The 25,828-nt window shown below is 72.7% G+C and carries 21 protein-coding genes; 12 read left to right on the forward strand and 9 right to left on the reverse strand.

Annotation, left to right across the window (positions count from 1 at the left end; all coding sequences use genetic code 11):
* Positions 1–72 precede the first annotated feature (72 nt).
* On the reverse strand, positions 73–759 hold the full coding sequence (locus ACFY0I_RS26995; protein ID WP_388900688.1) for a VIT family protein: 687 nt from the start codon (positions 757–759) through the stop codon (positions 73–75).
* Positions 760–835: 76 nt separating this feature from the next.
* Between ACFY0I_RS26995 and ACFY0I_RS27000 the strand changes: the two genes are divergently transcribed.
* Entirely contained in the window at positions 836–1,954 is a 1,119-nt protein-coding gene (locus ACFY0I_RS27000) for a PP2C family protein-serine/threonine phosphatase (RefSeq protein ID WP_388900689.1), read from the forward strand.
* Positions 1,955–2,072: 118 nt separating this feature from the next.
* Positions 2,073–2,414, forward strand: coding sequence for a hypothetical protein (locus ACFY0I_RS27005; protein ID WP_388900690.1), 342 nt, complete (start codon positions 2,073–2,075; stop codon positions 2,412–2,414).
* On the opposite strand, the gene ACFY0I_RS27010 is transcribed toward ACFY0I_RS27005, so the two are convergent.
* Positions 2,409–2,663: a hypothetical protein gene (locus tag ACFY0I_RS27010; RefSeq protein ID WP_388900692.1), complete on the reverse strand. Its 255-nt coding sequence runs from the start codon at positions 2,661–2,663 to the stop codon at positions 2,409–2,411. The two genes, ACFY0I_RS27005 and ACFY0I_RS27010, sit on opposite strands and share 6 nt — an antisense overlap.
* A gap of 106 nt (positions 2,664–2,769) precedes the next feature.
* On the opposite strand from ACFY0I_RS27010, the gene ACFY0I_RS27015 reads away from it, so the two are divergent.
* Complete coding sequence (locus tag ACFY0I_RS27015; protein ID WP_388900694.1) at positions 2,770–3,153, forward strand: ArsC/Spx/MgsR family protein; 384 nt, start codon at positions 2,770–2,772, stop codon at positions 3,151–3,153.
* Positions 3,154–3,199: 46 nt separating this feature from the next.
* Here the strand turns inward: ACFY0I_RS27015 and ACFY0I_RS27020 are convergent, their stop codons facing one another.
* From ACFY0I_RS27020 to ACFY0I_RS27030, 3 genes are all read right to left on the reverse strand, one after another.
* Complete coding sequence (locus ACFY0I_RS27020) at positions 3,200–4,114, reverse strand: hypothetical protein (protein ID WP_388900695.1); 915 nt, start codon at positions 4,112–4,114, stop codon at positions 3,200–3,202.
* Positions 4,115–4,137: 23 nt separating this feature from the next.
* Entirely contained in the window at positions 4,138–5,010 is an 873-nt protein-coding gene (locus tag ACFY0I_RS27025; RefSeq protein WP_388900697.1) for a hypothetical protein, read from the reverse strand.
* A 131-nt stretch (positions 5,011–5,141) separates the two neighbouring features.
* Positions 5,142–6,017, reverse strand: a complete 876-nt coding sequence (locus ACFY0I_RS27030; protein ID WP_388900800.1) for a Gfo/Idh/MocA family protein — start codon at positions 6,015–6,017, stop codon at positions 5,142–5,144.
* Between the two features lie 278 nt (positions 6,018–6,295).
* Here ACFY0I_RS27030 and glnII point away from each other — a divergent pair, with 278 nt between their 5' ends.
* Positions 6,296–7,315, forward strand: a complete 1,020-nt coding sequence (gene glnII / locus ACFY0I_RS27035; RefSeq protein ID WP_388900698.1) for a glutamine synthetase — start codon at positions 6,296–6,298, stop codon at positions 7,313–7,315.
* A 534-nt stretch (positions 7,316–7,849) separates the two neighbouring features.
* Complete coding sequence (locus ACFY0I_RS27040; protein WP_388900699.1) at positions 7,850–8,434, forward strand: winged helix-turn-helix domain-containing protein; 585 nt, start codon at positions 7,850–7,852, stop codon at positions 8,432–8,434.
* 115 nt (positions 8,435–8,549) lie between these two features.
* On the opposite strand, the gene ACFY0I_RS27045 is transcribed toward ACFY0I_RS27040, so the two are convergent.
* Positions 8,550–9,995, reverse strand: coding sequence for a PepSY-associated TM helix domain-containing protein (locus tag ACFY0I_RS27045; RefSeq protein ID WP_388900701.1), 1,446 nt, complete (start codon positions 9,993–9,995; stop codon positions 8,550–8,552).
* Between the two features lie 74 nt (positions 9,996–10,069).
* Complete coding sequence (locus ACFY0I_RS27050) at positions 10,070–11,056, reverse strand: hypothetical protein (RefSeq protein WP_388900702.1); 987 nt, start codon at positions 11,054–11,056, stop codon at positions 10,070–10,072.
* 107 nt (positions 11,057–11,163) lie between these two features.
* Between ACFY0I_RS27050 and ACFY0I_RS27055 the strand changes: the two genes are divergently transcribed.
* The 7 genes from ACFY0I_RS27055 (at position 11,164) to ACFY0I_RS27085 (ending at position 18,154) form a co-directional block, all read left to right on the forward strand.
* Positions 11,164–11,808: a rhomboid-like protein gene (locus tag ACFY0I_RS27055; protein WP_388900704.1), complete on the forward strand. Its 645-nt coding sequence runs from the start codon at positions 11,164–11,166 to the stop codon at positions 11,806–11,808.
* A 70-nt stretch (positions 11,809–11,878) separates the two neighbouring features.
* The gene (locus ACFY0I_RS27060) at positions 11,879–12,673 is read left to right on the forward strand and encodes a tyrosine-protein phosphatase (protein WP_388900705.1); all 795 of its coding nucleotides are present in this window, start codon (positions 11,879–11,881) and stop codon (positions 12,671–12,673) included.
* Positions 12,674–12,814: 141 nt separating this feature from the next.
* Positions 12,815–14,740, forward strand: a complete 1,926-nt coding sequence (locus ACFY0I_RS27065) for a hypothetical protein (RefSeq protein ID WP_388900707.1) — start codon at positions 12,815–12,817, stop codon at positions 14,738–14,740.
* 100 nt (positions 14,741–14,840) lie between these two features.
* On the forward strand, positions 14,841–15,737 hold the full coding sequence (locus ACFY0I_RS27070) for a metal-dependent hydrolase (RefSeq protein WP_388900708.1): 897 nt from the start codon (positions 14,841–14,843) through the stop codon (positions 15,735–15,737).
* A complete protein-coding gene (locus tag ACFY0I_RS27075) occupies positions 15,734–16,777 on the forward strand; it encodes a PDR/VanB family oxidoreductase (RefSeq protein WP_388900710.1) in 1,044 nt (347 codons plus the stop codon). Before ACFY0I_RS27070 ends, ACFY0I_RS27075 begins: the two co-directional genes overlap by 4 nt.
* Positions 16,778–16,827: 50 nt before the next feature.
* The gene (locus ACFY0I_RS27080) at positions 16,828–17,592 is read left to right on the forward strand and encodes a TetR/AcrR family transcriptional regulator (protein ID WP_388900712.1); all 765 of its coding nucleotides are present in this window, start codon (positions 16,828–16,830) and stop codon (positions 17,590–17,592) included.
* Positions 17,593–17,617: 25 nt separating this feature from the next.
* A complete protein-coding gene (locus ACFY0I_RS27085; RefSeq protein ID WP_388900714.1) occupies positions 17,618–18,154 on the forward strand; it encodes a GNAT family N-acetyltransferase in 537 nt (178 codons plus the stop codon).
* On the opposite strand, the gene pulA is transcribed toward ACFY0I_RS27085, so the two are convergent.
* Complete coding sequence (gene pulA, locus ACFY0I_RS27090; protein ID WP_388900716.1) at positions 18,141–23,498, reverse strand: pullulanase-type alpha-1,6-glucosidase; 5,358 nt, start codon at positions 23,496–23,498, stop codon at positions 18,141–18,143. The two genes, ACFY0I_RS27085 and pulA, sit on opposite strands and share 14 nt — an antisense overlap.
* A gap of 89 nt (positions 23,499–23,587) precedes the next feature.
* Complete coding sequence (locus ACFY0I_RS27095; RefSeq protein ID WP_388900718.1) at positions 23,588–25,312, reverse strand: carbohydrate-binding module family 20 domain-containing protein; 1,725 nt, start codon at positions 25,310–25,312, stop codon at positions 23,588–23,590.
* Positions 25,313–25,828 lie beyond the last annotated feature (516 nt).

The raw sequence follows: 25,828 nt of genomic DNA on the forward strand, positions 1-25,828 counted from the left end.
CGCGAACGCCCGGGGGCCGGGTCAAGGGGCTTCCGGGTGGGTCGGGGCCGTCGGGGGCTCGGATCGGGGGCGTCAGGTGGTGCCCAGCACCGTGCCGGCCGCGTACGTGACGGCCATCGCGAGGGCGCCGCCCGTGACGTTGCGCAGCACCGCGCGGAGCGTCGGCGCCCCGCCCAGGCGGGCGCTGACCACCCCGCACAGGGTGAGCGCCGCGAGAACCGCCGCCACCGTCACCGGCACCCGCGCCGACGCCCCCGGCAGGACGATCGCCAGCAGCGGCAGCAGCGCCCCCACCGTGAACGCCACCAGGCTGGCCAGCGCCGCGTGCCACGGGTTCGCCAGCTCGTCCGGCTCGATGCCCAGTTCCACCCGCGCGTGCGCCCGCAGCGCGTCGCGCTCGGTGAGCTGGACCGCCGCCTCCCGGGCCAGTTCCCGGCCGAGGCCCCGTTCGGCCAGCAGGTCGGTGAGCTCGTCCAGCTCCTCCTCCGGCTGCTGGGCCAGCTCCCGCCGCTCCACGTCCAGCGCGGCCCGTTCCGAGTCCCGCTGCGAGCTGACCGACACGTACTCCCCCGCCGCCATCGACAGCGCGCCCGCCAGCAGCCCCGCCACCCCCGCCGTCAGGATCGCGGTGCGCGAGGTGGTGGCGCCGGCCATGCCCACGACCAGGCCCGCGATGGAGATGATCCCGTCGTTGGCACCGAGCACGCCCGCCCGCAGCCAGTTCAGGCGGGTACTGATGGCCGCGCTGGTATCCGTCACCGCTCCACTGTCCCGGGCGACGCCCCGAGGGGCCACCCGGCGTGCGCGGCCCGGGACCGCGTACCAGGGTGGAGGGGTGAGACGCGCTTGGGAGGATCCGGGCAGGCTGCACGGTGCCCCGCCGCCGCGCTGGGCCCGGTTCGCGCCCGCCGTGGCCCTGGTGGCGCTGTGCTGCGCCCAGTGGCTGACGCCCGGCAACGTCGAGCTCGGCTACTTCCTGGCGGCCCTCCCCGCGGTGGCCGCGTTCTCCTACGGCGCCGCCGGCACGGCCGTCTTCGCCGCGCTGGTGCTCGTGCTGCTCGCCTTCCCCGACCTCGGCGTCGGGCACGCGCAGGGCTCCGACCTGGCCACGGTGGCCGTCGTCGGGCTGCTCAGCGTGGTCATCGCCTGGGTGCGCCACCGCCGGGACACCCAGCTGGTCAGCGTCCGTACGGTCGCCGAGGCGGCCCAGCTGGCGGTGCTCCCACCCGTCCCGGACCGGGTGGGTCCGGTGCGGTGCGCCGGTCTCTACCGGGCGGCCCAGCAGGGCACGCTCGTCGGCGGCGACCTGTTCGACGTGCGGGCCGGTCCGTTCGGGGTGCGGGCGGTCGTGGGCGACGTCCAGGGCCACGGGCTGACCGCCGTCGGGACGGTGGCCGCGTTGCTCGGCGCCTTCCGCGAGGCGGTGCTGGACGACCGGGAGCTGGTGGACGTCGCGTCGCGGCTCGACCGACGCCTGGTGGCGGACGCCGCCGCGGAAGCGGTGGAGCATCCGGAGCTGTTCGCGACGGCCGTGCTGCTGGAATTCCCGACCGGGCTGGATCTCGTACGGATCGTGTCGTGCGGGCATCCCCCCGTCCTGCTGCTACGGGACTTCGTGGCCTCGGAGGTCACGGTGGAACCGGGCCCTCCGCTGGGTTTGGGGCTGGCCGGCCCGGCCCTCCCCCCGGTGACCGAACTGCGGCTGGTGCCGGGCGACCGGCTGCTCGCGCACACCGACGGGGTCACGGAGGCACGCGACGCCGGCGGCAACTTCTATCCGCTGGCCAGCCGGATTCCGGTGCTGGCGAGCGACCCGGCGGGCCTGGTCCGGGCGGTGTGGAAGGACCTGGCGGCCTTCACCGACGGCGGTCCGCGCGATGACGTGGCCCTGCTGATGCTGTCGGTGGGTGCGGAGGGACGGGCTCCGCGAGGCGGCGTGACCGGCCCGTACTGATCGGATGATCAGTTGGTAACAGTGCGGGCCACGGCCCGGTTTCCGTGTTTCGCTCGGCAGCGCGACGACAGCCGCGACCACCACGACGCCGACCCGAGCACGGAAAGACGAGGCCCCGATGCACGCACCGCGCAAGCACAGGAAGCGCATGGCGGCGGTCGCCGCCGCGGCCACCGCCGCCGGCCTGCTCACCGGCGCGATGCTGCTCGGGTACGGGGCGGGCGACCACTCCGGACAATCCGCGGGCCGCAGCGGCGGGGCCGCCGCCTCGACCCCCGCCGTGGCGCGGACCGGCTCCATCGACTTCGTGGGGAACGACGGCGGCGGCACGGTGGTCGGCGTACCGCCGGAGCGGGACGGGGCCGCCGGGATCGCCCGGACCGCCGAGTCCGCCGAGTCCGCCGAGTCCGCCGACGCATCCGGCTTCGTCGGCGGACCGGACGTCATCGCAGCGTCATGAAACGTCGCGGATGAAGGAGCGCACCATCTTGCAGGTGAGGTTGGACGGGCGGTGGATGCCCACCCGTACCGCCATCGTGCGGATCTTGCGGTTGGTCGCGCGCTTGACGTCGTAGGTCCCGGTGTCGAGCAGGGATATCGCGAGCCGCATCGCCTTCAGGCGGCGGTTGTGGCTCTCGTACCACTCCCGGGGCAGACCCGCGGGCAGCGGCTTCTTCCTGGGCATCTCAATGACAGCGGCAGCGGCCATCTACAGCCTCCCAAACAGTAGTTGGCTTCCTGTCGTTCTCCTTCGATTTTACCGGGGGGCACTGACAAAAGCCCTGGCCGGACGGAGTCCAACTAGGCTGGCGGCCATGGAGATCTGGATCAATCCCGCCTGCTCGAAGTGCCGGAGCGCGCTGACCCTGCTGGACGCGGAAGGCGCCGATTACACGGTCCGCCGGTACCTGGAGGACGTGCCGTCCGAGGACGAGATCCGCGCGGTGCTGGAACGCCTCGGTCTGGAGCCCTGGGACATCACCCGCACCTCCGACCCGCTGGCCCGGGAGACCGGCGTACGGGACCTGCCGCGCGAGGAGACCGACACGGCCCGGCAGCGCTGGATCGCCCACCTGGCGGCACACCCGAAGCTGATCCAGCGCCCGATCATCACCGCCGAGGACGGCACGGCCGTCATCGCCCGCTCGGACGAAGCGGTCCACGAGGCACTCTCCCGGACCCGGAAGGCGAAGGCCTAGCCGAAGGCCGGCCCGCGGTCATCACGGGCCGGCCGCGCGGCCGGGCTCAGCCCTGGTTCCAGGTACCGCTCTGCCAGAGGGCGCCGCCCTTGTCGGGGCCGCCGTCCTTCGTGTAGACGACGAAGTTGCCGTCGTCCTGGAGGAGGGCGTACGCGCCGGGGTTGCCGGCCCCGTTGGCACGCCACACGACCTTGCTCCCGCCCATCCAGTCGCGCATGAACAGGTCACCGTCGGTGCCCATGCGCAGTTCCAGGACCGAGAAGCCCGTGCTGTGGGTGGCGCTGTTCCAGATGGCCTTCCCGTCCCGCTTGCGGTACATGACGAGGTTGTTGTCCTCCTGGATCATCAGCCACACCGTGGCGGACTGGGCCCAGTCGCCCGTGAACCAGTAGCGGTACTCGTGCGTCGGGTCCTCCGCGCAGATCTTCGTCGTCATCTCCCGGCGCAGGGACGACCAGTGCAGTCCCCACTCGTTGTCCTTGCGGCCGATGACCTTGAAGTTGCCGTTCGCCTCCAGCTTGGCCGCGGGCGTCATCTCGGCCCGGTCGCCGTAGGTGGCGGTGTGCCAGATGCCGCCGCCGGTCTGGGCGCTGCCGCCCTGGCGGTAGATGACGAAATTGCCGTCCGCCTGCATGGTGGCGTAGGCGCCGGGGTTGCCGTAGGTACCGCTGTTCCACAGCGGGAGCTTGTAGCCGCCCGGGTTGCCGAGGGCGTACAGCACCAGGTTGCCGTCCGGCTGCATGGTCAGCTCGGTCGCCCCGGTCGGGTTGGTCATCTTCTCGCCCGGGGCGAGCCTCTGGCCCGCGTTCAGGACGGTTTCCCGCCGGTCGTAGGGCTCGTCGCACTCGGCCATCCCGGGCCGGGGGCCGGGTGCGGCGTTCGCCGTCGCCGGGACCAAAGAGGCCAGGGCCGAGGCGGCGAGGACGGATATGAACGCGCTGCGGAGCAGGCGGTGACGCATGGATGTATCCCCCGTGGTGTCGGTCAGATCTTGTTGTACGTGCCGGTGTTCCAGAGGGCGCCGCCCTTGCCGGGGCCGCCGTCCTTCTTGTAGACGACGAAGTTGCCGTCGTCCTGAAGGAGGGCGTAGGCGCCGCTGTTGCCGGCCGTTCCGCTGCGCCAGCGGACCGTCTCGTTGCGGTCGTATTCGCGCAGGACCAGGTCGCCGCTGTCCCTGATCTCCAGGGTCAGGCTGTTCCGGCTGCCGTAGGTACCGCTGCCCCAGATCGCCTTGCCGTCGCTCTTGCGGTACATGACGAGGTTGTTGTCCTGCTGGAGCACCAGCCACACGGACGCCGACTGGGCCCAGTAGCCCTGGTCCCAGGACATGTCCGAGGCGCAGACCCTGACGTGCTGCTCGATGGTCTCGGTGGTCCAGTAGTAGTCCTCGCTGCGGCCGGTCACGACGAGTCGGCCGTCGTCCACGAAGGTGGCGCCGATGTTGATGTCGGTCCGGCTGCCGTAGGTGGCGGTCTGCCAGATCCCGCCGCCCTGCTGGGGGCCGCCGCCCTTGCGGTAGATGACGAAGTTGCCGTCCTCCTGCATGGTGGCGTACGCACCGGGATTGCCGTAGGTGCCGCTGTTCCACAGCGGGAGCTTGTAGCCGCCCGGCCTGCTGACCAGGTAGATGACGAGGTTGCCGTCGGGCTGCATGACGAGCTCGGGCTTGCCGGGCGTCGGAACCAGGCTCGCGCCCGATTCGAGGCGCTCACCGGGCTTCAGGGCGGAGGTGAAGCCGCCCCCGCCGGTCCTGCACTGACCGGGGTCGGTGGCCGACGCCGACGCCGGGACCATCAGGGTCACGGCGGAGGCGGCGAGCAGGGCCACGAGCGCACGGCGGAGCACATGGGTGTGCATGGGTGTGTTTCCCCCCGGGAAAGCATGGTGTGTGGATCAACGGATCATACGAGTTTGCTCGGACAATCCTTTGCGACCTCTTTCTACACCGCTGGGTAAAGGGACGATCAACTGAATATCGTGAGTGCCCCTCACCCCTCGAGTTGGTCCTCCGCCCCCGCCAGGATTTCCGTCAGGCGGGCGCCGAAGGCGGCTCCGCGCGGGTCGGGGACGCCCGTGCGGGCGGCGGTGAGGAGGGCGTCCACGGCGCGGCCGTAGGCGGCGGGTACGTCGCTCCAGTCGGGGAGGGCGAAGACGCCCTCGGCCCCGCGCAGTTCGAGTCCCACCCCGGCGGCGGCCTGCGGGGCGCCGAGGCTGAGCACGGCGGTGCTGGCCGCGCCCGAGGTGTGGCGCAGGGTGAGCTGGACGACGTCGGAGGGGCCCCGCGCGGCGGTGACGGCGGTGACGTCGCCGAGGACGGGGATCAGGACGGACAGGGCGTGCGGGCCGACGTCCCACAGGCCGCCCTTGGACTTGCGCCAGGGCGAGTCGGCGTAGGCGCTGGGGGCGCCGTCGGGCGGGAAGACGGCGCCGAGCCAGTGCGCGGAGGCGGTGAACCAGCCGGTGCGGCCGGCCTGTTCGTCGACCCATCCGGCGGTGGGTTCGGCGAAGCGGAGGGTGAGGAAGACGACGGAGGCGACCTGGTGCCGGGCGGCGGCGTCGGCGACGGCGCGGGCGTCCTCGACGGTCGTGGCGACGGGTTTGTCGAGCAGCAGGTGGCAGCCGGCGGCGGCCGCGCGGACGGCGAGGGGGGCCTGGACGTCCGGGGGGAGGGCGAAGGCCACCGCGTCGCAGTCGGCGAACAGGGCGTCGGGGTCTTCGTACACCTTCACGCCGTACTCCTGGGCGAGCTCGGCGGCCGCTTCGGGCCGCCGGCCCCAGATCCCGGCGAACTCGGAGCCCTTGTGGGCGGCGAGGGCGGGGGCGTGGGTGCGGCGGGCCCAGGGGCCGGTGCCGAGCAGGCCGATGCGGGGTCGGGGGGTTCCGGGCGCCTGGTGGGGGGCTGGGCCGGGGGCTGCCTCGGGGGCGCCGTCGGCGGAGTTCAAATCGTACGAAATGCTCACGCGCCCAGTCTGCCGCACCCGGACGGGTGTGCGGTCGCCAACCCGCACAACCCGTTCGACCTGCGGTGTAAACCTCGGTAACACGGGGTTCACACACGGGCAACGGATGAGAAATCGCGCCGGGGGACGCTGCGCAGAACACCATGGCGATCCGCAGCACCCGCAGAGTCAGGATGGGGCCCGTGAGCTACAAGGCTGAGTACATCTGGATCGACGGCACCGAGCCGACGGCGAAGCTTCGCTCCAAGACGAGGATCCTGGCGGACGGCGAGGCGCTGCCGATCTGGGGCTTCGACGGGTCCAGCACGAACCAGGCCGAGGGCCACGCCTCGGACCGCGTGCTCCAGCCGGTGTTCTCCTGCCCGGACCCGATCCGCGGCGGCGACCACCTGCTCGTCCTGTGCGAGGTCATGAACATCGACATGACCCCCCACGCGTCGAACACCCGCGCGCTGTTGCGCCCGGTCGCGGAGGAGTTCGCCGAGCAGGCGCCGATCTTCGGCATCGAGCAGGAGTACACGTTCTTCGACGGCGCCCGCCCGCTCGGTTTCCCGGTCAACGGCTTCCCCGCGGCGCAGGGCGGCTACTACTGCGGTGTCGGTTCGGACGAGATCTTCGGCCGGGACATCGTCGAGAAGCACCTCGACCACTGCCTGGCCGCGGGCCTGAACATCTCCGGCATCAACGCCGAGGTCATGCCGGGCCAGTGGGAGTTCCAGGTGGGCCCGGTGGGTCCGCTGGAGGTCTCGGACCAGCTGTGGATCGCGCGGTGGCTGCTGTACCGCACCGCCGAGGACTTCAACGTGTCGGCGACGCTGAACCCGAAGCCGGTCAAGGGCGACTGGAACGGCGCGGGCGCGCACACCAACTTCTCGACGAAGGCGATGCGCGAGGACTACCGGGCGATCATCTCGGCCTGCGAGGCGCTGGGTGAGGGCTCGAAGCCGCTGGACCACGTCAAGAACTACGGCGCGGGCATCGACGAGCGCCTGACGGGGCTGCACGAGACGGCCCCGTGGAACGAGTTCAGCTACGGGGTCTCCGACCGCGGCGCCTCCGTGCGCATCCCGTGGCAGGTGGAGAAGGACGGCAAGGGCTACATCGAGGACCGCCGTCCGAACGCGAACGTCGACCCGTACGTGGTGACGCGGCTGATCACGGACACCTGCTGCACCGGCCTGAAGAAGGACGGCCTGGTCTGAGACCGGCCCCTGACACGCCCCCCGACGGACCGATGCGCCCGTCCTCCCCCGCGGGAGGGCGGGCGCATCGGGGCGGCCGGGGGCCGGTTCTGGACGGGGTGGGCCCGACGTGGGCGTGGGACGGATCTGCCCAGGATTCGGTACGGGTCACCGATGCGGACGGGCGGAAGCCCCTCGTCGGTTGACTGTTTGTCGGGATTGTGACGTCTTGACGAAACCTTGATTGCGGAATATGAGATTCCGCTCCATCAGGTGAGATAGGGCCTGCCCCGGGCCCGCACATCTGCTTCAATATGCGTCATGGCCAGCCACCCGCACACCTCGACAGGTCGCAGCGACCTCGAGCCGTTCTGGCCCTCCCGTCAGGATCACGATTTCGACCGGGTGTGTTGCCGCGCGAAGAACGCGCCGGCCCTCTAAAGCCTTCCGGGACCTCCCGACAGACCCGCCCGAGGCCTTCGGTCTGCGCGGTACGACAACGACGACGTACGTACGTCTCCTGCCGACCACTCCGCGTGAAAGAGCTGACCACTCATGACCAACACCCGTTCCATCACTTCTGCCGCCTCCGCTGCGACCAACGCTCCCCTGACCTTCCCGCCCAGTCCCCGCCATCGGCTGCGCGCCGTCGACCGGGACGAGGTGGCCCGCGTCGTGGACCTGCTGCCGCCGGGCGCCACCTGGCTGCCCGCGCCCCAGCACACCCTGCCGACGCTGCCGGGCAACCCGCCGATGGTCGGCTACCTGGTGCTCGTACCGGCCGACCAGCAGCCGCCGATCACCTTCGCCCCGCAGTCCGTCCCCCTCCCGGCCCCCGCGGCCCCGACGGCCACCGGGGACGAGCTCGTGCGGATCGACTCCGCGCAGCGCACCGCCGAGGTGGACGGTCAGGTCCTGGACCTGACCTACCTGGAGTTCGAACTGCTCGCCCACCTCGTGGCCCACCCCCACCGGGTGCACAGCCGGGACCAGTTGGTCACGACGGTGTGGGGCTACGGACACGTCGGCGACGGCCGGACGGTCGACGTCCACATCGCCCGGCTGCGCCGCAAGCTGGGCGCGGCGCACCGCGGGACGATCCAGACGGTCCGCCGGGTGGGTTACAAGTACGCGCCCTGAGAGGTGTGTTGACCGGCCCGCGGCCTCTTGGGCCGGAAGCGGCCGGTCTCCGGAACGACGGTGGGCCCGCACTCTCCGGGGGGAGTGCGGGCCCACCTGCGCGAGCGGTCGCGTACTAGGCCTGCGGCTCGGGCGTCGCGGCCCGGCGGCGGGCGGCCACGAAGCCGAGCAGCACGTCACCCGCGAGGAAGACGAGCAGGCTGATGCCGAGCATCGGGACGAACCATCCGATGAGCGCGGTCACGGCGGCCAGCGGCAGCAGCAGGGTGACCGGCAGCTTCCGCCAGGCGCCGCGCGGCTGCGGACGTCCCACCGACAGCTTGCGCTCCTTGGTCGGGCGGCGCATCCACCACATCCGGTAGCCCCACACGACGAGGAACATCACGGCGGCGGCGAGCGCGGCCAGGGCGAGCTGGTTGGCGAGCCCGAAGGTCAGGCCCATGTGGAGGTCGATGCCGAAGCGCGTCAGCTGAGCGAGCAACGGATACTCGGCGAAGCGGAGTTCGTCCATGACCCGACCGTCGGCGGGGTCCACCGCGACCGCGTCCAGGTGCACCGGGAACTGCTTGTCGGCCTCCTTGACGACGTAGCCCTTGCCCTGGGCGGGGAGGGTGACGCGCAGGCTCGCGTCCACCCCGGCGGCCCGGGCGGCGTCCACGGCACGGTCGATGCCGATGTCGGCGGTGGGCGGCGGCGGGGGCATCTCCATGCCCTCCGTCATGACGTGCCCGGCGTGTTCGTCGGCGCCGCCCGCGGCGCCGTTCAGGGCGGCGGCGACGGAGGGAGTGGCTCCGCCGAGTCGGTCCTGGAGCTGCCCGATGTTCTCACCGGCGTAGCGGGACCAGGTCAGGCCCGTGGCGGAGAGGACGACGAGTCCGGCGACGGCCCACAGGCCGACGGTGCCGTGCCAGGACAAGGTCCGGCGGCGGCCGGTGGCCTTGCGGTCGGGGACGACGAGGTGGGCCTTGCGGGAGCGGCGGCGGCCGATCCACAGGGCGAGGCCGCCGAGGGCGACGACCCACAGCCAACTCGCGGCCAGTTCACTGTAGTTCCGGCCGAACTCGCCGAGCTGGAGGCTGGAGTGGAACTCGCTGAGCCAGGCCCGCAGCGGCAGCGCGTCGCCGGCGGTGGTGAGCTGCCCGCGCACGTCGGCGGTGTACGGGTCGACGAACACGGTGAGGGTCTCGCCCTCACCGAGGCCCGGGCTCTCCATGATCACCCGGGTGGTCGCCTCCTCCTCGGGCGCGGGCCACACGCCGAGGACCTTGCCCTCGGGCGCGGCGGCGCGGGCGGCCCCGACCTGGGCGCTGAGCGGCAGGGCGCTCTCGCCGACCCGGGCGACCGTCAGTTCGTCGGAGTAGAGGATCTTCTCGGCCTGCCAGGAACCTGCGTACAGCAGGCCGGTGGTGGCGGCGAGGAACAGGATCGGGGCGATGAGCAGCCCCGCGTAGAAGTGGAGGCGCAGGAGCAGCGGGCGCAGGGCGGCCCAGGTGCCGCCGGTGCGCTTCGGCGGTGCGGCGGGATCCCCGGTGGGGGCGTCCGGAAGCACGTCGAGAGACATGTCGGTCCTCAGGTTGGCGAAGGCATGGGTGGGTGGCCCCAGGTCTCGCCCCCCTCGCCGAGGAGGTGCGCCGGTCAGGCGCGGGCAGGACGGCCGGGGGCCGTGGCGCGGGTGTTCCACCGGCCGGGCGGCCCGCGGCGCACCGCGGTGTGGGCGTGGACGGCGCCGCGGAGCCGGCGCGGCCGGTCGCACGGGGCGCAGTGCGCGGGCGGGCGGGGTACGAGGGCCACCCGGGTGCGGACCAGTGCGAGGGCGCGGGCGAGCGGCCGGGCCGCCAGCAGCGCGCTCGCGCCGAGGACGCCGACAAGCCGGAACACGGCGGCTTCGCCCCGGGCCAGCCAGGCGGCGCAGAAGAGTCCGGCGAGGACGTGCGCGGCGATCATGCCGAGGCCGCCGTGGCCGGCCAGGGCGGCCATGCCCTGCATGCCGTCGGCCATGTCGTGCATGCCGGGCAGGGCGGGCACGGCCGGCAGGGCGGCCAGGCCGTCGTACGTGCCGGTCATGCCGTCGTGGATGCCGGCCGCCCCCGCCGCCCCGTCCGTCATCCCGGTCATGCCGGTCATGCCGGGCGCGGCCATGTCGTGGGTCGCGCCGGCCGTTCCGGCCAAGCCGTCGGCCGCGGCGGGCGTGTCATGTGCCGTGCCGGCCCCGCCATGTGGCGTGCTCGGCACGCCGTTGCCCGCGCCCGGTGTCCCGTGGCCCGCTCCCCCGACCGGACCGACCGCCGGACGGCCCACCTCGCCGGCCCCTGCCGGCGTCGCGTGCGCGGGGTCGTGGCCGGGGGGCGACGGCGGGGCGGACACGTGCGCCTGGCCGGCGGAGAAGCTGAGGTGGAGCGCGGCCTGCACGCCGAGCAGGGCGGCGCCGATCCCGGTGGGGCCGCGTCGCCGGCCGGCCGCGAGCCAGGCGAGTGCGCCCGTCACGGCGAAGGCCGCGGCCAGCGTACCGACGGGGACATTCATCCCGGACATGTACGAATGCCCCAGCGCACCCAATGCCACGCACACGGCCGCGAACATCGCGGCCCGCACGACGCGCATCGGCGCGGGGGTTCCGGACATGTTCCGGTCATGTTCGCACGGGGCCCGGTGCTGCCGCCGGCAGGGCGGTGTCCGATCATGAGCGGGTGAATCCATTGCCATGGTCATGGTCATTGCCCTTCGGCGCGGTGTACGCCGCAGGAGTGCAACTCGGCGCCCACGCCTTGGACCGGCTGGGTCCGGAGCGCCGCGACCGGATCCTGCTCGGTTGTTCGACAAACGTGGACAATCTCTCGACCGGACGCTGGGAAACCCTGCTGAGCAGCGCCTTCGTCGTCGAGGAACCGATGCCGCTGCCCTACGCGCTGCTGCTGGTGGCGGTGCTCGGGTACGCCGAGTACGCGTACGGGGCCTGGTGGACGGTGGCCGTGTTCCTCTTCGGGCACACCTGCGCGACCCTGCTCGTCCACGGCGTGCTGCGGCGCACCACCGACCGCGCGACCCGCGGCGCCGTGGACGTGGGCACGAGCTACGGGTTCAACGCCGTGCTCGGCGCCCTGACCTCGGCGCTGCCGCGCGGGACCGTACGGAACGCGGCCCGGGTGGGGCTGTCGGCGCTCGCGGCGCAGCCGGTCCTGCGCCGGCAGCGGAGCTTCACCGACGCCGGGCACCTCGCGGCGCTGGGCCTGGGGATCGGACTCTCCCTGATATGGGACCGGCTGCCCGTGGGCCGACCGCCCGTGGACCGACCGGCGCTCGGCCGACCGGCGCTCGGCCGACCGGTACTCGCCCGGCATGTGGGACCGGCTCATCGGAATACCGCTCTTGCGTGACCCGAATGATACGAATGATCTGAATGACACGAGTAATCCACACCTCGCGCATACCGCTGGAGACGCCACGATGACCGCCACGCCCTCCACCACCGTCGCCAACCTCCGCGATCTCGGTGGCACCCCGCTCGCCGGCGGCCGGACCGTCCGGCCCGGACTCGTGCTGCGCTCGGGCTCCCTCGACCGGCTCGACCTGGCCGCCGACCCGGTGGTGGCCGCGCTGGAACTGCGTACGGTCATCGACTTCCGCAGCGACTCGGAGCGAGCCGACCACCCCGACCGGCTGCCGCAGGGGGCCCGGCTGGTGGTGCGCGACGTGCTGGCCGACAAGATGAACGACGGCAGGATGCCCGCCGCGACCCAGCTCAAGGACCTGCTCGCCGATCCGGTGGTGGCCGAGGAGCACCTGGGGGGCGGCCGGGCGCAGGAACTCTTCGGGTCGGTCTACCGGTCGTTCGTCAGCTCCGGCTCCGCACAGGCCGCGTACCGCACGCTGCTCGTCGAGGCGGCCGATCCGGAGTCGGGTCCGCTGCTCTTCCACTGCACGGCGGGCAAGGACCGTACGGGGTGGGGTGCGACGCTGATCCTGGCGCTGCTCGGCGCGGACGACGAGACCCTGATGGCGGAGTACCTGTCGGTGAACCCGGCGGTCAAGGCGGCCTTCGCCCCCATGATCGAGGGCTTCACCGCGGCGGGCGGGGACCCGGACATCGCGCTCGCCCTGATCGGGGTGTTCCCCTCCTACCTGGAGGCCGGTCTCGACGAGGTCCGCACCCGCTACGGGTCGATGGAGAAGTACGTGCGCGAGGGACTGGGCGTGTCCGACGAGACCGTCGAGGCGCTGCGGACCAAGCTCGTCGCCTGACACCCCGCCGCGTCCCCGACGGCCGGGCGGCCCGACGGCCCGGCGGCCCGGGAGACACGGAGCGTTCCCGGGCGCCCGGTTCGTCCGAACGTGTGCGCTGGGGACGGGTGACCATCCGACGAATCGCTCGTTCTGCTGAACGTGACTGCGCCGGATACCGCCACCCGCCCCCTGCCTCCCGACGTCGAGCAGGCCGAGGCCGCCATCGTCGAGCACTACCCGCGGCTGGTGCGGCTCGCCTATCTGGTGCTGCCGCCCGCCCTCGGCCGCAACCGGCGGGTCCTGACCGCCCATTCGCTGGCCCAGCGCGCCCTGCCGCGCGGTCGGCGGGCCGCGGAGGCCGACGCCGCCCTGGTGCGCGGCGGGGTCCCGGCACAGCGCGGCGGGGCGGACGGGCCCGAGTCGGGGTACGCGTACGTCCGGCTGCGGGTGCTGCGCTCCGCGTTGGAGGCGGGGATCCCGCTGAGCTTCCGGGCGCTCCCGCTGCGCGGGCAGGTGCCGCCGCTGCTCCCCCAGGTGTGGGGGCTGCGGCTGTTCCCGAGGTCGGGCGGGGCCGAGGAGTTGGCGCTGGACCAGTGGCTGGCGACCTTGAACGGGCCCGGTCGGGCGGCCTGCGTCCTGCGGGCGGTGGAGGGGCTGGCGGAGCCGGACGTGCTCCGGGTGCTCACCGAGGCCGGGGTCGCCGATCCGGCGGCGGCGGTCGCGGAGTCCGGGGATCCCGCGCACGACGCCCTGTTCGCTTCGCCCGAGTTCGATCCGTGCGTGCTCCAGGCCCGGCCCACCGACCTGCTGCGCCGCCGGCGGTTCACCCGGGCCGGGCTGGCGGCGGCCGCCGCCCTCGCGGTGTGCGGGGCGCTGCTGGCGTTGCCGGGTGGTGGTTGGGGCTCCGACGGGCCGGCCGCTCCGCCGTACGCGCTGAACGCGGCGGCCGAGCAGGCCCTGGATCCCGGGCAGCTGGTGCGGGCTTCGGCGACGCTGTGGCGCACCTCCTCCCGTACGGACTACTCCGCCTGGCCGGCGCGCGGCGACCGCGCCGACGACAAGGAGCTGCTGCGTCGGGCGCTGGCCGTCTGGGCCCGGCCGGGGAAGTCGGTGGTGGTGTCGGCGACGCCGGGGACCCCGTCGGGGCCGCCGATGGGGCCGCCGCAGCTGCTGTTCGCGGGGGCCGTCGACCAAGCGGTGGTGGTGCTGCTGTACGACGGGCTGCGGGTGGTCCGGTACGCGGAGCCGCGCGCCGGGACCGCGGGGGCCGCCCTCGACTTCGCCCGGACCGACGGGGCGTCGGCGGACACCGCGACGGGGCTGGTGCTCAGCCGGGTCGACGGCAACGTCCGCTACCTGACGGCCCCGTGGGTGACCGGCGCCGCGCTGCGGGACCTCCTCAAGCCCGCCGAGGCGCCGGTGGCGCTGAAGCTGACGCCGGAGGGGATGACCCCGCCGGTGGCGAGTCCCGCTCCGAGCGGCAGCTGCACCGGTTGGAACGCCATGGCGCTGACCGGTGACGGGGCGACCCGGCTGGTCACGGACCTGGGTGAGCTGACCCCGGCCCGGCTGACGTCGGGTGCGCCGGGGGCCGCGCGGGACGTGTCGGAGGCGGCCGAACTGGGCGAGTGGTCGAGGATCGCCTGCCTGCTTCCCTCCGTCCGCTCGCACGGTGTGCGCAGCGTCAACGCCTGGACGTACGCGAAGCAGCCGCTGCCGGAGAACGACGGGACGGCGACCTGGCTGTGCACGCGGGCCGAGACCTGGCAGGGCGGGTCGGACCGGGTGCAGGCGCAGTTCCTGGCCCCGGGGGCCCCGTTGGCGGCCCAGGCGGCGAAGGCGGAGGGGTCGGCGGCCTGCGGGCCCCGGGAGCCGCGGGTGCTGGCCGGGGTGCTGTGGAAGTCCCGGGCGGGGAGTTGGTACGTACTGGCGGCGGGCAGCGCGCAGTTCGCGTCGCTGTCGGTGTCGGGCGGTGCCAGCGGTTCGGCGACGGGCAACCGGCTGGCCGTGAAGGCTCCGGAGGGGGCTCAGGTCGACCTCTCGGGCAAGCTGACGGACGGCACGAAGGCGGGAGTGCTGCGCTAGGCCGTCTCTTTGGAGACCCCGGCGGGGGAGCTCGCGGGGTGTGGCAGATTGGCGTGCCGGAGGGGTTTTCCTCTCCGGTACCCATCAGTACATTGACGCCATGTCTAATACGCCGCTCGTGCCCGCCCCCGTGGCGTCGGAACAGACGGACCTCCAGCCGCGGAACGTCTCCTTCTCCTGGCAGGACACCCCGCTGCACTGGCTGCCCGGCGATCCTTTCGCCGGGCACACCATCAACGTGCTGCACCTGCTGCTGCCCGCCGGTGAGCGCTGGTTCGTCCACGTCTACAAGCAGGTCCTCCCGTACATCACGGACGAACGGCTGCGGGCGGACGTCATCGGCTTCATCGGGCAGGAGGCGATGCACGCCACCGCGCACGACGACGTGCTCCCGCACCTGAAGCGGCTGGGCCTGGACCCGACCCCGTACACCGCCCAGGTGGACTGGCTGTTCGAGAAGCTCCTCGGCGACCGGACCCTGCCGCCGGGGCGCGCCCGCAGGTGGTGGCTGATGGAGCGGGTCGCGATGATCGCCGCGATCGAGCACTACACGGCGTTCCTGGGCGACTGGATACTCAACGCCGACGAGCTGGACCGGCGCGGCGCCGACCCGACGATGCTGGACCTGCTGCGTTGGCACGGCGCCGAGGAGGTGGAGCACCGCTCGGTGGCCTTCGACCTGTTCATGCACGTGGACGGCAACTACCGCCGCCGCGCCCGGACCTGGGCGACGGCCTTCACGGCCCTGGTGTTCCTGTGGCAGCGCGGCGCCCGATTCTTCATGGAGAACGATCCGCACCTGCCGGCCGCGAGAGCCTCCCTGGGGCAGTTCTTCCGAGCGGGACAGCAGGGGGTCCTGCCCTCCGCCGGGGCGATGGCCAGGTCGATCCCGACGTACCTCTCCCGTACCTACCATCCCTCCCAGGAGGGGTCCACCGCCCAGGCGGAGGCCTACCTGGCCACCTCGCCCGGCGCCAACGGCGGAGTCCGGCCGTGAGGCGGGCCCTGACCGTGACGGCCGTGGCCGGCGCCGCGTTCCTGACGCGCCGCGCGCTGGGCCGGCGGATCCGCCGCTCCCCGCTGTGGCCGCTGCCCGCGCTGGAGAACCCGGTGTCGGGCCATTCCCCGCGCCGGCTGCTGCGCACGCTGATCGTCTCCCGTACGGAGCCGGCGGAGGGCGTGCTGCGGCTGGTCCTGGAGTCCCCCGAGCTGCCGTCCTGGGCCCCGGGCGCGCACGTGGACGTCGTCCTCCCGTCGGGCCTGGTCCGCCAGTACTCGCTGTGCGGGGACCCCGCCGAGGTCGGCCGGTACACGATCGCGATCCGCCTGATCGAGGACGGCCGGGGCGGCTCCCGCGAGGCGCACGCGCAACTGGTGGAGGGCGCGGAGCTGGACGTCCGCCCGCCCCGCAACCGGTTCGAGCTCGCGCCCGCGCCCTCGTACGTCTTCGTCGCGGGCGGCATCGGCATCACCCCGATCCTCCCGATGCTCCGCGCGGCGACGGCCTCCGGCGCCGAGTGGACGCTCCTGTACGGGGGCCGCTCGCGCGCCTCGATGCCGTTCCTGCCCGAACTCGCGGCGTACGGGGACCGGGTCACGGTCCTGCCCGAGGACGAGAGCGGCTTGCCCGACCTGAGCCCACTGGCGGCGCTCGCGCCGGGCACCCTCGTCCACTGCTGCGGCCCGGACGCCCTGATGCGGGCCGTCACCGACGCGGTGGCGGACCCCTCGACGGTCCGTCTGGAGCGGTTCGCCCCGGCGGCGGGCGGCCCGGCGCGGCCCTTCACGGTGGAACTGGCCCGCTCGGGGCGCACGGTGGAGGTCGCGGCGGACGAGTCCGCCCTGACGGCGGTCCGCCGGGAGCTCCCGAACACGCCCTACTCCTGCGAGCAGGGCTTCTGCGGCACCTGCCAACACCGGGTGCTGGCGGGGGAGATCGATCACCGCGACGAGCTCCTCACCGACGGCGAGCGCGCGGACTCCATGCTCCTGTGCGTCTCCCGGGCCGCCGCGGACCGCTTGGTCCTGGACCTGTAACGGCCGGTGGGGGCCCGGCTCCCGTCCCGTGGCGCGAGTAGGGTGTCGGCATGACAACCGGGGTGCGGCGCAGGATGGGAGTCGAGGAGCGGCGGCAGCAGCTGATCGGGGTGGCCCTGGAGCTGTTCAGCAACCGCTCCCCCGACGACGTGTCGATCGACGAGATCGCGGCGGCGGCCGGGATATCGCGGCCGCTCGTCTACCACTACTTTCCCGGCAAGCTCAGTCTGTACGAGGCCGCCCTGCGGCGGGCCGCGGACGATTTGGCGCAGCGGTTCGTGGAGCCGCACGAGGGGCCGCTCGGGACGCGTTTGCTGCGGGTCATGGGCCGGTACTTCGCGTTCGTGGACGATCACGGGCCCGGCTTCTCGGCGTTGATGCGCGGTGGTCCGGCGGCCGGCAGCAGCCGGGCGAACGCGATGATCGACGAGGTGCGCCAAGCCGCGTACGAGCAGATCGTCGCGCACATCGGGGTGCAGGAGCCGCCGGCCCGGCTGGAGTTGGTGGTGCGCTCGTGGGTGTCGCTCGCCGAGTCGACGGCGTTGATCTGGCTTGACGGGCGACGCATTCCGCGGGCCGAGCTGGAGTTGCAGTTGGTGCACGACTTCGCGGCGCTGGCCGCGGTCAGTGCCGCGTACGACGCGGAGATGGCGGGGATCCTGGGGCAGATCCTCGTGCACGAGCCGGCGGACGGGCCGTTCGGTGAGCTCGTGACGCGGCTGGTCGCCCTGGTGCCCGGCAGCGGCGCGGTGGCCGGCGAGGGTGACGGCTCCGGCGAAGGTGACGGTTGCGGCGGGGTGCCCGCGACCGGATGATCACCGCTGTGGCGATAATGCCCGCGTGATCATTGACGACGAGATCCTGTTCCGTCGGGCCGTGGAGAAGGACGTCGGCACGTTGGTCGACCTGTACGACCAGGCCGCCCGGTGGATGCAGAAGCGCGGGATCGAGCAGTGGAAGCCCGGTGAGAAGGACGCCGCGCACTTCGTGAGGAAGATGCGCGAGGGCGAGGTGTGGCTCGCCGGTGACCCCGACCGGCGGATCGTCGGGGCGTACGAGCTGTGGTGGTCCGACGAGGAGGCGTGGGGGGTCCAGCCGCCGGTCGCGGGGTACGTGCACCGGCTGATGGTGGACCGTCGGACCGCTCCGGCCGGGACCGGACGCCGCATGCTCGAACACGTCGAGCGGCGCGTCGCCCGGTCCGGGCTGGCCCGGGTCCGGCTGGACTGCGTCTCCACCAACCCCCGGCTCCTCGCGTACTACCGCAACGCGGGCTACCGGGTGGTCGGGGAGTTCCCCCACAAGGAGGGGGCGGACGGCAGGTTCTACGGGGTGATCCTGCTGGAGAAGCGGCTGGACCGGCTCACCGTCGTGTGAAGACGGCGACCGAGCGGGCCGGCGCGGTGAACTCCCCCTTCGTCGCGTCGTACGAGGCGGACTTGACCACCGGGTCGGCGCCCGACCGCTGGACGGGGTGCAGGGCGTACGCGGTGCCCGCGAGGGCGGGGACGCGCTGGCGCTGGGCGGTGGGGGCGGCGTTGAGGACGACCACCAGGTCCCCGAGGGTCATGGTGATCACGCCGGGCGTCTCCTCGGGGCCCGAGAGCGGGAACGCCAGCTTCGACTGGACGGCGTCCGCCGTGGTGAGGGCGAAGGCGCTCTCCGTCGTACGGATCCGCAGCAGGTCCCGGTAGGCGGCCGACGTCGCGGTGATCTCGGCGCAGCCGGGGGCCGGGCCGGTGAGCAGGGGTTTCGCGTACGTCCACTTCGACTGGTTGTCGGCCGCGGGCGGCAGGCCCCGGCCGAAGCCGTTGCCGTCCCGGCAGTCCCAGTGCAGGGCGTTGAACCAGTCCCCGCTGTCGTAGGAGTTGCGGTCCAGGGACTTCGAGCGGAGCAGGTCGGTGCCCGCCTGGGAGAGGGCCGGGCCCTGCGAGAGGGCGGCGGTGGCCATGGCCAGGACCTGCATGCGGGCCTGGTCGGCGGGTGAAGTGCCCTGCGCGAGCTTGAAGGTGAGGGCGTCGGCGAGGGTCTCGTTGTCGTGGGCGTCGACGTAGGCGAGGGCGTCGCCGGGCGCTGCCGCGTAACCGGCCGGGGAGCCGTTGTAGTCGACCTCGGAGCCCTTGACGAGGCGGCCGGTGGTGTCGGTGAAGGTGTACGGGGCGAGGTTCCCGGACAATCCGACCTTGATCAGGTCCTGGGAGTGCAGGAGCCGGGCGCGCTGTTCGGCGGGGGTCCCGTTGGCCGGTGAGGCGTTGGGAGCGGTGAACAGGCCGGAGGCGAAGCCCTGGACGCGCGGGTCCTCGTCGAAGGGGCCACCGCCCCGGACCGCGTCGCGGGCCCGGTCGGAGAAGGTGGCGATGCCGGTGCCCGCCATGTTCTTCTGCGTGGCCTGGACGAACCGGGCGTCGTCGGCGATCTCGCCGAAGTTCCAGCCCTCCCCGTAGAGGACGATCTTCTTGCCGTCGACGCCGTCCTTGGCGGGGGTCAGGGCGTCGAGGGCCTTGCGGACGGCGAGGATGTTGTCCTTCGGGTGGTGGCCCATCAGGTCGAAGCGGAACCCGTCGACCTTGTACTCCTTGGCCCAGGTGACCAGGGAGTCCACGACGAGCCGGCCCATCATGGCGTTCTCGGGAGCGGTGTTGGCGCAGCAGGTGGAGGTGGCGACGCCGCCGTCGGCGAGGAGCCGTTGGTAGTAGCCGGGGACGATGCGGTCCAGTACCGACGTGTCGGCCTGCCCGGAGGCGACGGTGTGGTTGTAGACCACGTCCATCACGGTGCGCAGCCCGGCCCCGTTCAGCGACTGGACCATCCTGCGGAACTCGACGGTACGGGCGGTGCCGTTCGGGTCGCTCGCGTACGAGCCCTCGGGCACGGTGTAGTGCAGCGGGTCGTAGCCCCAGTTGTACGAGTCCTTCGCGGCGGCGGCCGTCACGCAGGCCTGCTGCTCCGCGCTGTCGGGGGCGTACGCCTTGAGGTCGCAGGCGGGTTCGGTGCGGTCGGCGGGCTTCTCCGGGATGGTGCCGATGTCGAAGGCCGGCAGCAGGTGGACGTACGAGGTGCCGGAGGCGGCCAGGTCGCGCAGGTGCCTCATGCCGGCCGAGCCGGTGTCGGTGAAGGCCAGGTACTGGCCGGGGTGGCTGCTGGTGCGGTCCGCGACGGAGAAGTCCCGGACGTGCAGTTCCTGGATCTGGGCGGAGGTGAAGGGGACCGCCGCCGGCTTGCGCAGGTCCTTCCAGCCGGGCGGGGCGAGCTTCGGGTCGGCGAGGTCGACGGCGAGGCTGTGCGTCGAGTCGGCGGTGAGGGCGGTGGAGTAGGGGTCGGTGACGAGGTTGCGGACGACCTGGCGGGTGCTGGGCGCCCACACGGTCACGGCGTACCGGTAGGGCTTGCCGGTCCAGGAGCGTTCGCCGCGCGCCGACCAGACGCCGGTGGTGTCGTCGCGGCGCATGGGCACGGTGCGGCCGTCGAGTTCGAGGGCGACCTGTTGGGCGGTCGGCGCCCACACGGACAGGGTGGGTCGGCCGTCCTTGAAGACGGGGCCGAGGGCGGTGTTCGTCGCGTACAGGTCGTCGAGGACGCCGGCGAGCTGGACGCCCGTGGCGGCGAGGACGGCGCCGTTCGCGGCGCGGGCGCTCGCGACGAGCTGGCCGCGCGGGGCCTGCCGTACGCGGTCGCGGTCGCGGGGGTCGACGGTGAAGGCCGGGTACGCCGCCAGGTGCGGGAACTTCTGCTTCTGGGCGGCGGTGAGTTCGGAGCGGTTCAGCCGTAGCCGGCCGGCGCCGGCTTCGCGCAGGACGCCGTTGTCCGCCGTGATCCGGCCCTCGCGGGAGGCGAGGAGTTGTACGGAGGCGGCTGCGGCGGGTGCCTTCCAGGCGACGGTGTCCCGGTCGATCCAGACGGCTTCGGCCTTGGTGAGGTCGAGGGCGGCGGCCGATCCTGCGGGCTGCGGCAGCAGGTACGTCCGGCGGCCGGCCAGCATCCACACCTCGTGGCCGGTGGCCTTCAGGTCGAGGGACTGGTCGGTGGGCAGGTCCTTCTCGTCGCCCTTGTGGAGGATGTAGCTCAGGCTGGTGGCGTCGGGCGCGAGGGGCACCTCGTAGACCGCTCCGTAGGAGTCGAACCGGGCGGGCATCAGCGGCTTCGACCAGTCGGTGGGGTTCGCGGCGCCGGTCCAGACGTGCAGGCCCCAGCCGTCGTGGGCGCCGTCGGGGCGCTGGTGGTGCAGGACGGCCTTGGTCGTGTCCTGCGGCGGTTGGGCGGGAGGCTCGGTTCGGGCGGGTTCCTTGCCCTGTTCGAGCCAGATCTCACCGGTCCTCGTCACGTCGATGGTGCGGTCGCCGGCGACGTCCTTGTTGCCGTCCTTGTCGATGACGAGGTAGCTGACGGAGGAGGCCCCGGGCTTCAACTTGACGTGGGCGAAGGCTCCGTAGGCGTCGCGGCCGGTGAAGGCGTGCCCCTCCGGCCACGGAGTGGATTCGCCGTCGGCCACGTCTCCCCAGGCGTACAGCCGCCAGTTCGCGTAGTCGCCGTCGGGGCGGTTCCAGTGGACGACCGCGTAGTCGCGCTGGGTGGCGGTCGGGGTCTCCTTCGGCGGCGCCTGCCCGGCGACGGAGGCGGCGAGGGCGCCGGCCGTGCGTCCCGCCGAGTCGATGACGACGGCCTTGTAGCGCAGGGGCGTCCCGGCCGGAGCCGTGACGTGCTGGGTGACCTTGTACGGGGCGTGGTCGGCGGAGCCGAGGACCTGCCACTTCCCGGTGCCGGTCTGCGCGGCGAACACGACCCGGTTCAGGCCGCCGCCGGTGACCTCGGCGGACAGCTCGACGGTTCCGGTGGCGCCGGGCGCCGGGGCCTTCAGGGTGAGAGCGGGCTTGACGGTGGGCGCGGCGAGCGGCGCCACGGCCTGCAGGACCACCGAGCCGAGCGCGGGCAGCGGGACGGTGAGCTTGCCGGCCGCGGAGGCGCGGACCAGGGCGGTGCCCCCGTACAGGAGGCGGTACTGGGCGCCGGCGGGGGCGTCGATCTCGACGGTGCGGGCCTCGGGAGCGTTGTTCGCGGCGACCAGGTACTCGGTCCGGGTGCGGGCGTCGGTCCGTGCGAAGGCGTACACGGGGCCGTCGGCGAGGCGCTCGCTCTGCACGCCGTCGCGCAGGGCCGGGTGCGCCTCGGTGAGCCGGGCGAGGGCGGCGATCTGCCGGTACAGCGGGTGCTGCGGATCGTAGGCGTCGCTCGCGTGGGTACGGGCCGTGCCCAGCTGGTCGTCGTCCAGGTAGTCGGCGGTCCGGGAGGCGAAGAGGGGCTGGCGGGCGTCCTTGTCGCCGCCCGCGCCGGTGAAGCCCTGCTCGTCGCCGGAGTAGATCACCGGGTTGCCCCGGGAGAGGAACATCAGCTCGTTGGCGAGCCGGTAGCGGTCGAGGAGCTCCTGCTCCCCCGCCCCGGGCCGGTCCTGCTTCAGGAAGGTCCCGAAGCGGCCCATGTCGTGGTTGCCGAGGAAGGTGACCTGCTCGTAGGCGTTCGCCTTGTCGGTGGTGTACCGGTAGTCGTCGGCGAGTACGGAGCCCAGCCGGCCGGCTGCCGCGCCCTGGGAGGCGTAGGCGCGGATGGCGTCCTGGAGCGGGAAGTCGAGGGTGGCGTCGAGGCGGCCTCGGGTGACGTACGGGGAGGTGACGGCGGTGTCGGCGGAGTAGACCTCGCCGAACATGAAGAAGTCGTCGCGGCCGCGCTCGGCGGCGTACGCGTCGAGGGCGGTGGCCCACCGGGTCCAGAACTCGGTGTTGACGTGCTTGACCGTATCGATGCGGAAGCCGTCGATCCGGAAGTCCTTGACCCACTTCTCGTAGATCTTCTCCATACCGCTGACGACCTCGGGACGCTCCGTCCACAGGTCGTCGAGCCCGGAGAAGTCGCCCTGCTCGGAGGACTCGCCGGCGAAGGTGGAGTCGCCCCGGTTGTGGTACATGGTGGGGTCGTTCAGCCAGGCGGGGACCTTGACGTTCTTCTTCGCGTCGGGGACGAAGGGGGTGCGGGGGAAGGCTTCCGCGTCGACCTTCGGGAACGTGTCCCTGCCCTTGGCGTCGGCGTGGTCGGCGTAGTCGGCGTCGTCGAAGGGGACGCCGTCCTTGGTCAGGTAGGGGAACGCGCCCTTCGACAGGTAGGAGTGGGATCCCTCGCGGTAGTCGACGACGTCGGCGGTGTGGTTGGTGATGACGTCGAAGAAGACCTTCATCCCCTTCCCGTGCGCCTTGTCGATCAGCTTCTCCAGGTCGGCGTTGGTGCCGAAGTGCGGGTCGACCTGCGTGAAGTCGGTGATCCAGTAGCCGTGGTAGCCCGCCGAGGCGTCCTTGCCCTCGCCCTGGACCGGCTGGTTCTTGAAGATCGGCGCCATCCAGATGGCGGTGGTGCCGAGACCCTTGATGTAGTCGAGCCGGTCGGTGAGGCCCTTGAGGTCACCGCCCTGGTAGAAGCCCTTGTCCGTCGGGTCCAGACCGGTCTGGAGCCGGGTGCCGGTCAGGCCGCCGCGGTCGTTGCGCGGGTCTCCGTTCGCGAACCGGTCGGGCAGGACGAAGTAGAACTGTTCCCGGGTCAGGTCGTGCCGGGCCGGCGTGGTGGCCAACTTCGCGTCCGAGGGCGGGGCGGGGGCCTGTGCGGCGGCCGCCGCCGGGAGGACGGGCAGGAGCGTCACGGCCAGTGCGGCGGCGAGCGCTCCTGCGACGGGGCGTATCAAGGCGGGTTCTCCTCGGTCACGGGGTGGAGGGCCGCCCGGCGGTGGCGGGTCCGATGGGTGCCGGGCGGCCCTGGTCTGCGGACGGCGGCTCAGTTGCGCCAGGTGTCGGTCAGCGTGACCTTGCCGCTCGCGGGGACGGTGGCCGTACGGTTGGCGCCGCTCTCCCAGGTGACGTTCCCGGCGCCGTCCTTGCGCACGTACTTGTAGGCGAAGGCCGTACCGGCCGGGAGGGCCGCGTCGAGCTTCCAGACGGGGTAGGCGCCCGGGTCGAGCTTCAGGGCGGACGCCGGGTTCCAGTTGCCGAGCTCGGCCCGGTCGCCGGTGACGTACACGTTCTGCCCGGGCACGGTCGTCGCGGTGACGGCGAAGGAGGCTCCCGTCGTCGGGGACGGGTTCTCCGGGGTTGCGCCGCAGGTACGGGCGTTGACGTGCAGGGCGAGCGCGGTGCCCGCGCCGAGGGTCGCGGTGAAGCGGCCCGAACCGTCCACGGTCACGGCGCGAGCGCTCTGCACGTCGCAGTAGGCGCCGGCCGGCAGGGAGGTCTGGAAGGTGCGGGTGAGCGCGGAGCCTTCGTGGTTGATGGCCACGTACGCCTTCGCGCCGCGCCCGAAGGCGATCCGGTCGCCCCCGTCGTCCCACCAGTTCGTCACGGACTGGCCGCGGGCCGCGTTGCGGAAGCCGACCATCGAGGAGATCTCGCGCCAGGCGTGCTGGCACTTCCATCCGTCGGCGTAACAGGCGCTCACCGTACCGCCGTTGGGAGGGCCGGCGTCCTTGTCGGACCACTCGTAGCCGGAGTGCACGTCCGGGGAGCCGTAGGGCCAGGCCAGCATGAAGACGTTGGCCAGGGTGTAGGCGGAGCCGTTCTTGTAGCTGAGGGTGTCGCCGACGCGCTCGGTGTCGTGGTTGTCGACGAACACGCCGCTCTGCGCGGAGGGCATGTGGCCCCAGGCCTCGCCGAAGTTCTTCAGGTGGGCGAGGTTCTCGTTCTGGAAGACCCGCTTGAGGTCACGGGCGTAGCGGAACTCCTGGACGTCGCCGCTGCCGAGGTACTCGCTCGGCGAGACGGCCTCGCCCGCACCGAATATGGCCTCGTGCTTCCAGTACGCGCCGGGGTTGGTCAGCCGGGACTTGATGTTCGCGAGGTCACCGGCCGGCATGTGCTTCGCGGCGTCGATCCGGAACCCGTCGACGCCGAGGGAGAGCAGGTCGTTGAGGTACCCGGCGATGCGCCCCCGTACGTAGTCCTCCCCCGTGTCCAGGTCGGCCAGCTGCACGAGCTCGCAGTTCTGGACGTTGCCCCGGTCCTGGTAGTTGGAGATCGTCGCCCGACAGTCGTCCATGTCGGCGCCGGAGTAGAGGCCGGGGTAGTCGTACTTCGTGTACGAACTCCCGCCGGTCCCGGTGTGGGTCGCGCCCGCGTCCGCCGGGCCCGCCATGTGGTTGATGACCGAGTCGGCGACGACCTTGACGCCGGCGGCGTGGCAGGCGTCGACCATGGCCTTGAAGGCGGCCCGGTCGCCGAGCCGTCCGGCGATCTTGTAGCTGACGGGCTGGTACGAGGTCCACCACTGGCTGCCCTGGACGTGCTCCTGGGGCGGCGAGACCTGGACGTACCCGTACCCGGCCGGTCCGAGGCTGTCGGTGCAGGCCTTGGCGACGGAGTCGAACCGCCACTCGAAGAGCACGGCGGTCACGTCCCGCTCCCCGGGCGCGGCGGCCCGCGCCTGCGGCGCCTGGGCGGTGAGGGTCCCGGCGGCGGCAACTGCGGCGACGGCGAAAAGGGTTGCAGCTCTGGCGGCTCTGACAGGCATGCGGGGGCCTCCTGGCGTAGAGGTGGGGATTGCACGCGACCGTAGAGCCAGGCCGGGAGTGTTGCAAGAGTTTGCGCAAGAGGTTGCAGATTTGTTTCCGGCCCCGAGCCGAGCAGCCGGTCGGCCCACCGGGTGCGGAGTTCAACTCCTCCGGATCAGAGCGGGTTTGTTGGCTTCCCGCCGGTCTCATCGTCTCCCCGTGCCGTACCGGTCCCTCAAGGGCGCTCCCTCCGGTCGCGTCGCTACGCGATGGCCTTCGGCCACCCTTGACCGACCGGCACGTCCCGGAAAGCCGAAGACCGCCGGGAACCCCCCAAAAGAACGGTCACGGGGCAGAGATGAGCAGGGACGGGTCCCTCAGTGACGAGGCGAGGGGCCGGGCGCCGCCAGGCCGGGCGTGCGGGGAGGGCGGAGGACCTGCGGCCGGTCCACGAGCGCGGCCAAGCGCCCCTACCCGCCCGTCAGGACGAGGAAATCGGCCTCAGGGCCCATCAGACGGCCAAGGCGCTTCAGATC

The sequence above is a fragment of the Streptomyces sp. NPDC001568 genome, assembly GCF_042893755.1.
Classification (GTDB): Bacteria; Actinomycetota; Actinomycetes; order Streptomycetales; family Streptomycetaceae; genus Streptomyces.

Coding starts and splice junctions, on each gene's coding strand:
- ACFY0I_RS27010 (WP_388900692.1), bottom strand. CDS start 2,663: ATGGCCGCTGCCGCTGTCATTGAGATGCCCAGGAAGAAGCCGCTGCCC.
- ACFY0I_RS27070 (WP_388900708.1), top strand. CDS start 14,841: ATGTCTAATACGCCGCTCGTGCCCGCCCCCGTGGCGTCGGAACAGACG.
- ACFY0I_RS27020 (WP_388900695.1), bottom strand. CDS start 4,114: ATGCGTCACCGCCTGCTCCGCAGCGCGTTCATATCCGTCCTCGCCGCC.
- ACFY0I_RS27015 (WP_388900694.1), top strand. CDS start 2,770: ATGGAGATCTGGATCAATCCCGCCTGCTCGAAGTGCCGGAGCGCGCTG.
- ACFY0I_RS27045 (WP_388900701.1), bottom strand. CDS start 9,995: ATGTCTCTCGACGTGCTTCCGGACGCCCCCACCGGGGATCCCGCCGCA.
- ACFY0I_RS27060 (WP_388900705.1), top strand. CDS start 11,879: ATGACCGCCACGCCCTCCACCACCGTCGCCAACCTCCGCGATCTCGGT.
- ACFY0I_RS27025 (WP_388900697.1), bottom strand. CDS start 5,010: ATGCACACCCATGTGCTCCGCCGTGCGCTCGTGGCCCTGCTCGCCGCC.
- ACFY0I_RS27080 (WP_388900712.1), top strand. CDS start 16,828: ATGACAACCGGGGTGCGGCGCAGGATGGGAGTCGAGGAGCGGCGGCAG.
- ACFY0I_RS27095 (WP_388900718.1), bottom strand. CDS start 25,312: ATGCCTGTCAGAGCCGCCAGAGCTGCAACCCTTTTCGCCGTCGCCGCA.
- ACFY0I_RS27005 (WP_388900690.1), top strand. CDS start 2,073: ATGCACGCACCGCGCAAGCACAGGAAGCGCATGGCGGCGGTCGCCGCC.
- ACFY0I_RS27040 (WP_388900699.1), top strand. CDS start 7,850: ATGACCAACACCCGTTCCATCACTTCTGCCGCCTCCGCTGCGACCAAC.
- ACFY0I_RS27050 (WP_388900702.1), bottom strand. CDS start 11,056: ATGTCCGGAACCCCCGCGCCGATGCGCGTCGTGCGGGCCGCGATGTTC.